This is a genomic window from Azospirillum sp. BE72 (assembly GCF_031455875.1).
In the GTDB taxonomy this organism is placed as follows: domain Bacteria; phylum Pseudomonadota; class Alphaproteobacteria; order Azospirillales; family Azospirillaceae; genus Azospirillum.
The window spans coordinates 521,463-532,941 of record NZ_JAVDTO010000001.1; the positions used below are offsets into that span (position 1 = coordinate 521,463).

14 protein-coding genes are annotated in these 11,479 nt (G+C 70.7%); 7 read left to right on the plus strand and 7 right to left on the minus strand.

Features of this window, described 5'->3' with window-relative positions:
* Positions 1-18: 18 nt before the first annotated feature.
* On the minus strand, positions 19-933 hold the full coding sequence (locus tag J2Y49_RS02565; RefSeq protein ID WP_014248737.1) for a DMT family transporter: 915 nt from the start codon (positions 931-933) through the stop codon (positions 19-21).
* Between the two features lie 218 nt (positions 934-1,151).
* On the opposite strand from J2Y49_RS02565, the gene J2Y49_RS02570 reads away from it, so the two are divergent.
* The 3 genes from J2Y49_RS02570 to J2Y49_RS02580 all read left to right on the plus strand — a co-directional run bounded on the left by J2Y49_RS02570 (position 1,152) and on the right by J2Y49_RS02580 (position 3,144).
* Entirely contained in the window at positions 1,152-1,739 is a 588-nt protein-coding gene (locus J2Y49_RS02570) for a hypothetical protein (RefSeq protein ID WP_310111898.1), read from the plus strand.
* Positions 1,740-1,793: 54 nt separating this feature from the next.
* Positions 1,794-1,991 (plus strand): hypothetical protein, encoded by a 198-nt coding sequence (locus J2Y49_RS02575; RefSeq protein ID WP_310111900.1) that lies wholly within the window; start codon positions 1,794-1,796, stop codon positions 1,989-1,991.
* A gap of 286 nt (positions 1,992-2,277) precedes the next feature.
* Positions 2,278-3,144: a cold shock domain-containing protein gene (locus J2Y49_RS02580; RefSeq protein ID WP_310111903.1), complete on the plus strand. Its 867-nt coding sequence runs from the start codon at positions 2,278-2,280 to the stop codon at positions 3,142-3,144.
* An 18-nt stretch (positions 3,145-3,162) separates the two neighbouring features.
* Here J2Y49_RS02580 and J2Y49_RS02585 read toward each other — a convergent pair whose 3' ends face one another.
* From J2Y49_RS02585 to J2Y49_RS02595, 3 genes are all read right to left on the minus strand, one after another.
* Positions 3,163-3,429, minus strand: a complete 267-nt coding sequence (locus J2Y49_RS02585; RefSeq protein WP_310111905.1) for a DUF2934 domain-containing protein — start codon at positions 3,427-3,429, stop codon at positions 3,163-3,165.
* 35 nt (positions 3,430-3,464) lie between these two features.
* Positions 3,465-3,899 (minus strand): CBS domain-containing protein, encoded by a 435-nt coding sequence (locus J2Y49_RS02590; protein WP_149222356.1) that lies wholly within the window; start codon positions 3,897-3,899, stop codon positions 3,465-3,467.
* An 80-nt stretch (positions 3,900-3,979) separates the two neighbouring features.
* The gene (locus tag J2Y49_RS02595; RefSeq protein WP_310111910.1) at positions 3,980-4,651 is read right to left on the minus strand and encodes an NnrU family protein; all 672 of its coding nucleotides are present in this window, start codon (positions 4,649-4,651) and stop codon (positions 3,980-3,982) included.
* A 153-nt stretch (positions 4,652-4,804) separates the two neighbouring features.
* Here J2Y49_RS02595 and J2Y49_RS02600 point away from each other — a divergent pair, with 153 nt between their 5' ends.
* The 3 genes from J2Y49_RS02600 (at position 4,805) to J2Y49_RS02610 (ending at position 6,904) form a co-directional block, all read left to right on the plus strand.
* Positions 4,805-5,443, plus strand: a complete 639-nt coding sequence (locus tag J2Y49_RS02600; protein ID WP_310111911.1) for a DedA family protein — start codon at positions 4,805-4,807, stop codon at positions 5,441-5,443.
* A 127-nt stretch (positions 5,444-5,570) separates the two neighbouring features.
* On the plus strand, positions 5,571-6,137 hold the full coding sequence (locus J2Y49_RS02605) for a DUF4398 domain-containing protein (RefSeq protein WP_310111913.1): 567 nt from the start codon (positions 5,571-5,573) through the stop codon (positions 6,135-6,137).
* Positions 6,134-6,904, plus strand: a complete 771-nt coding sequence (locus tag J2Y49_RS02610) for an OmpA family protein (RefSeq protein WP_310111915.1) — start codon at positions 6,134-6,136, stop codon at positions 6,902-6,904. The genes J2Y49_RS02605 and J2Y49_RS02610 overlap by 4 nt, the downstream gene beginning before the upstream one ends.
* A 93-nt stretch (positions 6,905-6,997) precedes the next feature.
* On the opposite strand, the gene J2Y49_RS02615 is transcribed toward J2Y49_RS02610, so the two are convergent.
* The gene (locus tag J2Y49_RS02615; protein ID WP_310111917.1) at positions 6,998-8,593 is read right to left on the minus strand and encodes a phospholipase D-like domain-containing protein; all 1,596 of its coding nucleotides are present in this window, start codon (positions 8,591-8,593) and stop codon (positions 6,998-7,000) included.
* A gap of 359 nt (positions 8,594-8,952) precedes the next feature.
* Between J2Y49_RS02615 and J2Y49_RS02620 the strand changes: the two genes are divergently transcribed.
* Positions 8,953-9,348, plus strand: a complete 396-nt coding sequence (locus J2Y49_RS02620; RefSeq protein WP_310111920.1) for a hypothetical protein — start codon at positions 8,953-8,955, stop codon at positions 9,346-9,348.
* 164 nt (positions 9,349-9,512) lie between these two features.
* Here the strand turns inward: J2Y49_RS02620 and J2Y49_RS02625 are convergent, their stop codons facing one another.
* Both J2Y49_RS02625 and J2Y49_RS02630 read right to left on the minus strand, forming a co-directional pair.
* Complete coding sequence (locus tag J2Y49_RS02625; protein ID WP_310111923.1) at positions 9,513-10,289, minus strand: gamma-glutamyl-gamma-aminobutyrate hydrolase family protein; 777 nt, start codon at positions 10,287-10,289, stop codon at positions 9,513-9,515.
* 14 nt (positions 10,290-10,303) lie between these two features.
* Positions 10,304-11,323 carry an amidoligase family protein gene (locus J2Y49_RS02630; protein WP_310111925.1) on the minus strand — a complete coding sequence of 340 codons (1,020 nt, stop codon included), beginning with the start codon at positions 11,321-11,323 and terminating at the stop codon, positions 10,304-10,306.
* Between the last annotated feature and the right edge of the window lie 156 nt (positions 11,324-11,479).

An 11,479-nucleotide genomic window follows, 5' to 3' on the forward strand; every position in this document is an offset into this window, starting at 1 on the left:
TCTTCCATCTGTTGAGGGTCAGCGGTTCACGATCAGGGCGACGCCGGCAACGGCGACCGCGGCGCCGGCCCAGGCGCCCAGCGACGGGCGCTGACCTGTCATCAGCCACATCATCGGCAGGATCAGCACCGGGCTCAGGGCCGACAGGGTGGCGACCACCCCGGCGTTGCCGTGTGCCAGCCCGACCAGCAGAAGCGTCATTCCCAGACCGACGCCCAGAAGCCCGTTGCCGGCGACCTGAAGGGCCAGCTTCGGCGTCAGGCCCCGCGGCAGGAACAGGCCGCCGCCGGCCGCCGCCGCATCGCCACCCCGCAGCGCCGACAGGGCGCCGATAGCGGTGAACATCAGCGCCGCCGTCGTCACCCGCACGGTGGCCGACGCGACCGGATCGGCACCGGCCGCCATCACCGGCTTGGCGATCACCGATCCCACCGCCTGCGCCACCGCCGCCACCAGACAGACGCCGACGCCGGCCAGCAGGCTGCCCTGCACCGCTTCCCAATTGTGGGTGGAGCCGGAGCGCAACGCCACCGCCAGCATCACCCCCAGCGTCACCAGCACGATTCCCAGCGTCGTCCACGTCCCCAGCGCCTCGCCCAGCAGGGTGTAGCCGAGCAGGGCCGTCAGCGGCGCGTTGGCGGCGTAGATCACCACGTTGCGCCGCGGCCCCAGCCGGCTGAGCGACCAGAACAGCGCCATGTCGCCCATCACGATGCCGGCGGCCCCCGACAGGGCCAGGGTCAGGACCGCTCCGGTGTCCAGCGTCTCCCAACCGCCCAGCAGCGTGGTGGCGACGAGCAGGACCGCGGCGACGATGGTCAGGCGCACGCGGTTGAACGCGATGGAGCCGAGCACCCGCACCGGCCCGATGGCGATCAGGCCGCCCGCGGCCCAGCACAGCGCCGCGCCGAGCGCAGCCATATTGGCGATCATGATGGACTTATGAACCGTTGGTTGAGATCGTGGACCGGCACTCTACAGCAGCCGGCGTCTGCCCGCGAAATGAGCAAGCTGCATGGCCGGACCTCTCTTCCGCCCAGCCATCGGAAGCGGCCATCGGATCACGCCACCGGAACCCGGCCCTGCCGGCTGCCGTTGACTCGGTTGACATACGCCGTCCGTGGCACAGCCAACCGAGGAGGATGCGACCGATGCGGACAGATTTAACGAGGCTTGGCCCCGTCGCCCCCCTTGCGCTTGCGGTGGCGGCCGGGCTTCTGGCCGTCCAGCCGGCTACTGCACAGAGCGGGGCGCAAACCGGATGCGCCGCGATGGTGGAGCAGTTCGCCGCCAACCGCGGCCTGTCGACCGAACCGCCGCCGGTCGCCGTTCCCGATGGCACGGCACCCGGCCTGTCCGGCTCGACCCCGCGCGACGAGCAGGGCTCCGGTTCCGGATCGGGCACCAGCAGCGAGGAACTGGCCCAGTCCGGCGGCATGGTGGCGCCGCCCGCCGTCGGCGACCGGTCGGTGATCGAACCCCCGGCGACCGGCAGCAACATGCCGACCGCCCCCTCCGTCGCTCCGCAGGCAAATTCCCGCGCGATGCCGGACAGCGGAGCCGGCGGCTCCGGCGGAGCCAACGGGATGATGGGACAGGCCGCGCGCAACGCCCAGCTGGAGGCCCTGGTCACGGCGGCCCGCAGTGCCGCCCGCGACGGCGATGAGGCCCGCTGCATGGAAAGCCTGAACGACGCCCGCCGCCTGTCGCAGACGGCTCCCGGCGGCCAAGGCGGCTGACCCGCCTAGTCCATTCCAATCACCGCCGCCTTTCCACCGATGGGGACACCGAGCATGAATTTCAGCCTTGGTCCTTTTCCGCCGTCTCCGCCGCGCGAGCCGTCCATTCCCCCGATCGGTCCCGACGAGCCGTTGCCGGTGCCGGGCGATCCGTCCCGCCCGCCGCTGGGGGAGCCGCCGGCCCCCATCCCGGTTCCGCCGCGCGAACCGCCGCCGGTGCCCGACCGCCTGATGGACCGTCTGATGGGCTGATGCTCAGGACAATCGCATATGGAATTCGTTCGCATGCAAAGCCCTTCTCCCGCAAGGGGAGAAGGGCATCCGCAGCGCAACGCCATCGCTCGAATTCTCATATATGATAGCCCTGGCCCTGGGCTGACGGACCGCATGTAAGATTTTACAGCCTGTCCGGCGTATTCGGAGCGGTCCCGACTTGCCAAAGCCGCCGGGACGGGCGATGTGTCAGGGGTTGGCGTCCGCCGGTCCATGTCGGGACCGGTGCGGGCGCCGCTTCTGTTTGCCGGAGTTCGGGTTTCCCATGTACAATCAGCCGCCCCGCAGCCACGTCTATCGTCAGCCCAACGTCGTCGCCACCCAGGTGACGGCAACCGTGAAATGGTTCAACCCCGAACGCGGCTACGGCTTCGTCAAGGTCGGGGACAGCGGCAAGGATGCCCTGTTGCCGGCCTCGCTCGTCGTGCCCGCCGGCCACACCACCTTGCCGGACGGCGCCACCGTCGTCGTCGACATCGTCGAGGATCGGAAAGGCCAGCAGGTCAGCGCCCTGCATTCCGTCGACCTCTCCACCGCCGCCGCCCCGGCCCGTCCGCAGGGGCGCGACCGTGGCTTCGGTGAGCGCAGCTTCGGGGATCGGGGCGGCGATCGGGGCGGTGACCGCGGCTTCGGTGATCGGGGTGGCGATCGCGGGTTCGGCGCGCGGCGCGATGCCGGTGGTCCGCGTGACCGCAACTTCGGGGACCGGGGCGGCGACCGCGGCGGCTTCCAGGACCGTGGCCAGGGTCGCGGATTCCAGGATCGCGGCCAGGATCGGGGTGGCTTCCAGGATCGTGGCCAAGGCCGCGGCTTCCAGGACCGGGGGCAGGACCGGGGGCAGGACCGGGGGCAGGACCGGGGGCAGGACCGGGGCGGCTTCCAGGATCGCGGTCCGCGCCAGCCGCAGCAGGCCAGCGGCCCGACCAGCGAGATGGGTGCCACCGTGAAGTGGTTCAACGGCGGCAAGGGCTATGGCTTCGCGCAGCCCGACGGCGGCGGGCGCGACGTGTTCATCCCGGCCCGCGCGCTCGAGAGTGCCGGCCTGCGCGGCCTGGATGACGGGCAGCGCGTGCGCATGACCGTGCGCCAGACTGAAAAGGGCATGGAGGCGGTCAGCCTCAAAGTCGAGTGACCGCTTCCGCCGCCCGGCCTACTGGTCGGACGGTACTGTGGACTGCCCCAGATGCTCCGCCGCTTCCCGCTGGTTGCGGGCGGCGGGGTCGTCGGGGACGGCAAGCCCGGCGTCCGGGCTGTTGACGCGGGGACCGCCCGAGTTGCGGCGGTCCTCCTCCTCGATCTCGCGGGCGGCCTGCGCCCAGTGATCGAGATGGCGGTGTTCGGGCCGCCCTTCCTGTTCCCAAATGCGATAGGCGCGTTCGCGGACCCGCGGGTCGTCCGGCCCCAGTGTGTGTTCCATGGCGATCGGTTCCAATCCGAGTGGTTGCGGGCCGGTCAACTGCGGTCCGGCTGGGAGGGGGAGGAGATCCGCTCCAGCGCGCCCTGCACGGCGCGGTCGTTCTTGGCTTCGGTTGCCAAATCGCCCAGCGAGACGATGCCCGTCAGCCGGTCGTTGCGGTCGACCACCGGCACGCGCCGGATCTGCTGGCCGGCCATCAGTTCTGTGACGCTGCCGACCGGGTCGTCCTCGTAGCAATAGCGGGGATTGGCGGTCATCACCTCCGCCACCTTGCAGCGGTCGGGCTGCTTTCCGGCCGAGATGGCGCGGACGGTGATGTCGCGGTCGGTCACCACGCCGACAAGATCCCGCCCTTCGCAGACGGGCAGGATGCCGACGTTCAACTGGTCCATCAATTGCGCGGCCCGGCGGATGCTGTCGTCGGGCCGTACCGTCTGCACGTCGCGGGTCATGATCTCGCGGATTTTCATGCGGGGGCTTCCTGGCACAGTGGCGGTGAGGCGCGGTACTCCAGTCCCGTCTCAACAGATGCCCCAGTCCGCCGTCGCGCTCAACCTATCCAGTAGAGTGGTTCCACCCCGAAGAGCCAGGGATGCAGCAACAGCATGCCCCCATAAGCGGCCAGCCCTCCGGCCAATCGTGCCGGCCCCATTTCCGCCAGCCCCTTCAGCGCGCCGCGCACCCCCTGCGGGCCGGCCAACGGCAGCAGCGAGGTCTCCGCCCGGAAGGCGCGGCCGGCCGGGCTGCGGCCCAGGACGATCTCGTTCTTGACCAGCGCGAACAGCGCGATGGCCGTCATTGTGCCGAACAGCAGCACGCGGCGCCCGTCGCCGGTGGCGTTCAGATGGGCCAGCGCCCACAGCAGCAGCGCCAGGCTGCCCGGTGCGCGGGTCAGGCGGTAGATGCCGTGCGGTGGGTTGGGCGCGCTCTGGCTACCGAAGCGCGTGGTGACGCGGGCGACCAGCAGCAGGAAGACAACCGGCATCACCACCGCCACCAGCGGCGCCGCCCAGTCGAAGGGCGTGAACACAACCTCCCCGCCATCAGCGGCGCGATAGGCCAGCACGAACAGGGTCAGCGTCAGCAGCGAACCGACGGAATGGATCGTCGCGAAGCCGCCGCGGCCGAGCCGGGCGATCAGGGCGGGCCGCACCCCCGGCCAGGACGGCAGGGCATGGCTGAGGAACAGCAGGGCGGCGGCGAGGGCGAGGGATGCGGTCATGATGGAGACACTGAACAGTGGATGAACGGTCCGCGCCTTGACTCGGGTCAAGAGGGGGGAGGGTCAAGAGAGGATCGGCTCGGGAACGCCCGCGCCGGTCGCACGGTTCACGATATCGAACCCCTTCAATCCACTGCCAACCCGATCGAGCAAATGACCGAGTGGATCATCCAGATCGTGCAGCAGTTCGGCTATCTCGGCATCTTCCTGATGCTGATCCTGGCACGCGCGCTGCCGCCGATCCCGGCGGAGACGGTGATCCCGCTGGCCGGCATGGGGGCGGCGACGGGGGAGTTCAACCTGCTGCTGGTGGCGCTGGCAGCCGGGCTCGGCTCCGCGGTGGGCGAACTGGTCTGGTATGCGCCGGCCCACTGGATGGGGCGGGAGCGGTTCGAGGCCTTCCTCGGCCGTCACGGCCATTGGCTGACGGTGAAGCCGGAGCAGGTCCATCGCGCCACCGGATGGTTCGCCCGGCGCGGCGGCCTTGCTGTCCTGCTGTGCCAGCCCCTGCCGGGCCTGCGCACCCTGATCTCCGTCCCCGCCGGGGCCTGCGGGCTGCCGATGGGGGTGTTCCTGCTCTATGCCGCGGCGGGGGCGACGCTGTGGTCGCTGGTGCTGGCCGGCACGGGCTATCTGGTGCGGGTGGGTTTCCCCTGGATCGCCGACCTGATGGTGCCGGGGACGCTGCTGCTGTTCATCGTCCTGATCGGCGCCTATGTGCTGCGGCTGGTCCGCCACCGCCGCGACAGCCGCCGCGCGGCCAGGACCGGGGTGTCGCGCAGCGGCGGCTGATCCGCCGTGGAACCTTCCTGCAGGCTTGCGCGTTGGAGGCACGAACCACCCGAACGGACATGGCCTTACGGCCAGTAGCGTCGGCCAGGATTTTCGGCGTGAGCCGCTTCCGAAAGGATCCAATGCGATGACCCGCAATTCCGCAACGACGAACCGGTGGCGTGCCGCCGCCGTCCTGTCGGCGGCGCTCGGCATGGCCGCCTGCGCCTCCGACGTGCCGCCGCCCACCGCCCAGCTCGGCGCCGCTTCCCAGGCGGTGCAGGAGGCCGAGCGCGCCAACGCCCTGCAATATGCGCCGGTCGCCCTGCAGAGCGCCCGCGACAAGCTGGCCGCCGCCGACAAGGCGATGCGCGCCGACGAGCGCACCCGCGCCCGCCGTCTGGCCGAGGAGGCCCGCGTCGATGCCGAACTGGCGACGGTGACCTCGCAGCGCGCCGTGACCCAGCAGGCCGCCGCCGCGGTCCGCCAGTCCGCCACCCCGACCACGCCTCAGTCGGCAACGGCGCCCAATGCCGCGCCGGGCGCCGCACCGGTCTACAGCGGTTCGACGCTCGGCACGCTGCCGGCAACGGGCTCCGGCGCAAGCGGCTCCAGCTACCCCGCACCGTCCGCCGTCCCGCCGGCGCCCGCCGGTTCGCTCGGCACCAGCACCGGCAACAGCTGGGGCTACAGCTATCCGGAGGTGCGTCAATGACCGCGCTCGCTCCTCGCACCCTCCTGGTGCTGGCCGGCCTCGGGCTCGGCCTTGCCGGCTGCGCCACCCAGCCGACCGACAGCGCCGCCCTGACCCAGGCGCGCCAGGACTACAGCCTTGCCGCCGCCAACCCGCAGGTCGCCGGCAACGCCCCGCTGCAACTGCGCGATGCCGAGCAGGCGCTGCGCCGGGCCGAGGCGCTGCGCGACCAGGGCGCCGATGCCTCCGAGGTCGATCACCAGGCCTACCTCGTCAGCCGCCGCGTGCAGATCGCGCAGGAGACGGCCGGGGTTAAGGGTGCCCAGACCGTGGTCGCCAATGCCGACACCTACCGCCTCCAGGCTCGCAACACCGAGTTGGAGCAGCAGCTGCGCGACCTCCAGGCCCAGCGCACCGAGCGCGGCCTCGTGATGACGCTCGGCGACATCCTGTTCTCCACCGGCCGGGCGGAACTGACCCCCGGCGCCTATGAGCGCATGGACCGGCTCGCCCAGTTCCTGCAGGCGCATCCGGCGCGCACCGTGCGGATCGAGGGCCACACCGACAACACCGGCAGCGACACCACCAACCTGCGCCTGTCGGAAGCCCGCGCCCAGGCCGTCCGCGATGCCCTGTCCGCCCGCGGCGTCTCGCCGTCGCGCATCGTCACCCAGGGCATGGGCGAGGCGCAGCCCGTCGCCTCCAACAGCAACGACGCCGGCCGCCAGCAGAACCGCCGCGTCGAGATCATCATCTCCGACGACGGCACGGTGGCGCAGACACGCTAAAGGGGGCTTCGCGCCCCCTTCTCCACCGCCTGAAAAAAGCCCCCCTCTCCCGCATACAGCGGAGAGGGGGCCTTGGCTTGAGGACGAAAAGCGCTACTGACCGCGCTCCTCCTTCCGCACCGCCCGCACCACACCCCAGGCGCCCGCCGCCAGACCCACGGTCAGCAGCGCCGCCGCGGCCACGCGCAAGGCCGAGCGCGGCGGAGCGGGCAGGCGTTTCCACGGGGCCCACGCCTCATCCGGATCATCGGGATCGGCAATGCGCAGCGCGGCGAAGGCCTGTTCGGTCAGGCTGGGATCGGTGGCGGGAAGGTCCACCAGACGGCGGCCGGACTGCCGGCACAGGCGGTCGATGGCAGCGATCAGGCTTCCGGTCTCCCGCAGCTCGGCTTCCAGCCGGTCCTGGTCGATGCCCATATGCTCGGCCAGCAGGCGGTTGCGCACGCCGGTGATGGCGTCCGCCGCCCGGTCGCGCTCGGGACCGTCCTCCTCCGGCGCCTCGATGGTCAGGTCGCATTCGGTGTCGTAGCCCATCGAGCGGTTGTTCAGGTTGGAGGAGCCGATGCGCAGCAGCCGGCCGTCCACCGCCACCACCTTGGAATGGACGATCACCGGCGCGCCCTGTTCGGTCACCGGGGTCATGGCGCGCAGGCGGCCGAAGCGGTCGGCCTCGCGCAGGCAGCGCAGGGCGACCGACCGGGGCGTGTCCATCGCCATGCGGTCGAACCAGCTCGGACTTTCCATCGACACCACCACCACCACCTCCGGCCCGTCGGGCTCGGCCAGCCGTCGGGCCAGCGCACTGGCGACGCGGGCGGAGGCGAAATACTGGTTTTCCAGATAGATGGTGCGCTCCGCCGCGGCGATGGCGGCGAAGGTCAGCGCCTCGCTTTCGCGGATCGCAGGGCTGTCGTCCGTCGCCGGCACGGTGCGCGACACGCCGATCACGGCATCGGTCAGCACCGGGTGGGAGCAGTCGCGCAGCGGGCAGTCGGGCCAGGGATCATGATCCGGCGGAGGGCAGGGTTCCAACGCCTCTCCGGTGGCGCATCGCCAGCGCTCCCGGGCCAGTTCCGCCAGCGCCCGGGCGGCGTCGCCGTCGACCATCATCATCACGTCGTGGCGGGGGCCGTAGGATTCGCCGTTCGGGCAGCGTCGGCGCGGGTCGTCGTCGCGATGCTCCGACGTGTCCCAGCGGTCGAAGGAGAAGTCGATCCCGCCGCAGAAGGCGAGCGCGTCGTCGATCACCAAAATCTTCTGGTGCTGGGCGGCACCGACCGGCAGTTCCCCGTCCAGCCGGGCGTTCAGCCGGCGGCCGGTGTTGCGGTTCCAGCGCTCCAGCGGTTCGTGCGGGTGGTCCAGCGCGATGGGGAAGGGCATCTCCCATTTCAGCGCCCGCACATGCAGGTCGGGGCGCGACCGCATCAGCCGGGCCAGGAAGCGGCCGAGCGTTTCCGGGCTGTGGGGATCGAGCCGCATGCGCGGATCGACGTCCCAGCCGACGAGAAGGATCGAATGCCGTGCCTTTTCCATCGCGGCGCGGGCGGCGACGAAATAATCGGCGCCATCGACCAGGACCGCCACCCGCCCGGCCCGCTCCGTCCGCCAGCAGGTGACGCCTGGGCGCAGCACCGGCCCGGCTGCGGGTTGCGGGGAATGGATCGGCGGGGCGGAAGGATTGAGCTTCATCGGGAAAATTCGACTCCGGGCGCGGCGGAAACGCATGGATACCGTCCGGTCGGCTGTCCGGCACACTGTCCGCCTCGCGGCTTGAACCCCGGCGCGGGCCCGATGTTCCCGCCGCAGGGCCGGTCCGTCGGGATCACGCCGAAGGAGGCCCCGCAGGCACGCTTTTGCCGCGGATTCTTGAAAAAAGCGCATTCACCGACCGAAACCATGGCCGGATTGCCCTGTTGAACCCGGTGAAAGAGGCGATGGCCCGGCCTGCAAGCGCGACGCCGACGCGGCACGCGATGCAAGGTCCGTCATCGGCCCCGATCCGAAAGACGCCCGAATGCGAGGCGTTGCCACCATGAAGGAGTTCGAGGATGCGTAACCTGATGATCGGCGCCGTTTCGGCGGTTCTCCTGATGGCTACCCCGGCCCTGGCCCAGACGGCCCCGCAAGTTCCGCAGGGTTCGGCCGACAGCGCCACCAGCTACACCGGTCCGGACGGTGTGGTCCGCACCACGCCGGGCGCCACCACCTCGCCGTCGGCCGGCTCGTCGGGCAGCGGCCCGCTGAATGCTCCGGGCACCTCGGGTTCGACCGGCACTTCCAGCGGCAGCATGTCCGGTTCGTCCACGCCGGGCGTGACCACCGCGCCGTCGGGCATGGGCAACAACACCGGCAGCAACATCCCGCGCGACAACCAGACCGCCACGGGCACCCACTGCCCGCCGGGCACCCCGAACTGCGGCCCGGACCAGGGCGGCAGCCAGTAACGTCCGCTTAGCGGCCATGATACCGCGGGCGTCGCCGGAGCCATCCCTCCGGCGGCGCCCGCGTCGTTTTGGAACAGATGTCTTCAAGCATAGCCGCGACCGCCCGCGCAAGGCGGAGGAAGGACGCGGTGGCTGCCGGGATGGCTGTCAGGATCCGAAACGCCTCAGCCCTGCGCCCGCACCGACTGGCGGGTGGGTGAGGCCTCGGTCCGGTCAAGGTCGGCCGGGGCGGTTCCGGCGATGTCGTCCATCGGCACGGTGCCCATGGCGGTGGCGACCAGACGGCGGAACAGGCCCTGCTGGCGGCTGTCCGTCACCAGATATTCCGGGTGCCACTGCACGCCGATCATGAAGGGCTCGTCGGGCGCCTCGATGCCCTGGACGACGCCGGCGCGCTCGCGGGCGACGACGCGCAGGCCGTCGCCGACACGGTCCACCGACTGGTGGTGCAGGGCATTCACCCGGCATTCGGCGATGCCGAGGATGCGGTACAGCCGGCTGTCGGGTTCGATGCGGATGCGCTTGCGCGGCAGCACGGTGCGCATGTGCGGCGCTTCCTCGTACACCTCGTGGATGTCGACGTGCAGCGAGCCGCCGCGGTGGACGTTGATCATCTGCGACCCGCGGCAGATGCCCAGAACCGGCAAGCCGCGCTGGGCGGCGCAGTCCAGCGCACGCATCTCCAGCCGGTCGCGTTCGGGATCGATGCGGATGTGCGGCCGGGCGGATTCGCCGTAGAGCGCCGCGTCGATGTCGTCGCCGCCGCCGACCACCAGCGCGTCCAGCCGGTCGATGGGGAAAGGCGCCTCGGCCGTGATGCGGACCGATGCGGCACCGGCCCGCCACAGGGCAAGCCGGTTGGCCATGGCGGCGATGCGGCTGCCATGGACGGAGGCGGTGATGCCGACCAGCGGCCGGGATCTTCCGATGACGGCTGCCATGGCACGCTCCCTTTTCAGCCGGCCTGCCGCAGAGTGCCGTCCGCGGCATCGTCCTCACCGGGAGGGCCATGGATGACGGGATTCGCGGCCATGAAGCCGTCGATCCGCTCGGCCCAGCGATCGAGCGCCTGCGTGTCGGCCATCTGCCGGTACTCGGCACCCAGTCCGTCCAGCAAGGCGCGGTCCGCCGCCAGCCGTTCCACCGCCACCCAACGGTTCCAGTCGGCGGCGAGCGACCAGTCCGGATCGCTCAGCCGCGCGTTGGGCAGCCGGTAGTGAAAGGTCGGGCGCGGGCGGACATGCGGGTCCTCCATCGCCTTCGCCAAGCGGTCGGGGTCGAGATGGGCGAACAGCGGGAACAGGTCCAGCTCGCGATTGCGGGTGGGGTTGTCGGCCAGATAATCGTCGATCAGCCCGCCCAGGTCGGGGCGATAGGCCGGGTCGGCGAGCTTGGCGGCATAAGGGGCGGGGAAGGCGGCGATGAAGCCGGACAGGCGGCGGGTCGGGTCGACGCGGATCTCCCGCCTCAGCCAGGGCGCCAGGATCAGGAAGGCTTTCAGGTGATCGAGCACATAGTCGCCGTCCGTCCGCGCCACCTCCGGATTGAAATGCAGGCCGAAGGCGAAGAGCGGGCTGGCCTCCGTCCCGGCGGCACCGCGGTCGCGCAGGCAGGCGACCAGCCTCTCCAGGTCCGGCATCTGCTCCACCGTCACCGGCGGGGCGGCGATCTCGAACGGCATCACCAGACTGCCGATGTTGCCCCAGAGCGGACGCAAGGGGTCCAGCACCGCGGCCCCTCCCTTGCCGGGGTGGGCGGAGCGCATATCCAGTTCCACCGTGAAGTCGCCCAGGCTGGTGCCGCTCACCAGACATCGGTGCGGGTTTTCGACGGTGACCGTCCCCCCGAACAACTCGCGCACGCAGGACGCGGCCGATGGCGCGTCCAGATCGGCGAATTCAAGTTCCACCCCGACGCGGCGCGGCGTGCCCTGGGGGGTGGTGCGGAGCGGGGGGAGGAAGAAGGGATGGGTCATTGCAAGCCATCAACACCCCATTCCCTGCGCTGTTCCCGCACCGTCGGAAATCCAAAACCGGCCTTGGGGTGGGAGGTTCAGGTTCCGGTGACGTCATACCTCTTTTGGCCGTAACCACTCGTTGGGGGTATGTTTTGAATTTTTATACAAATGCGG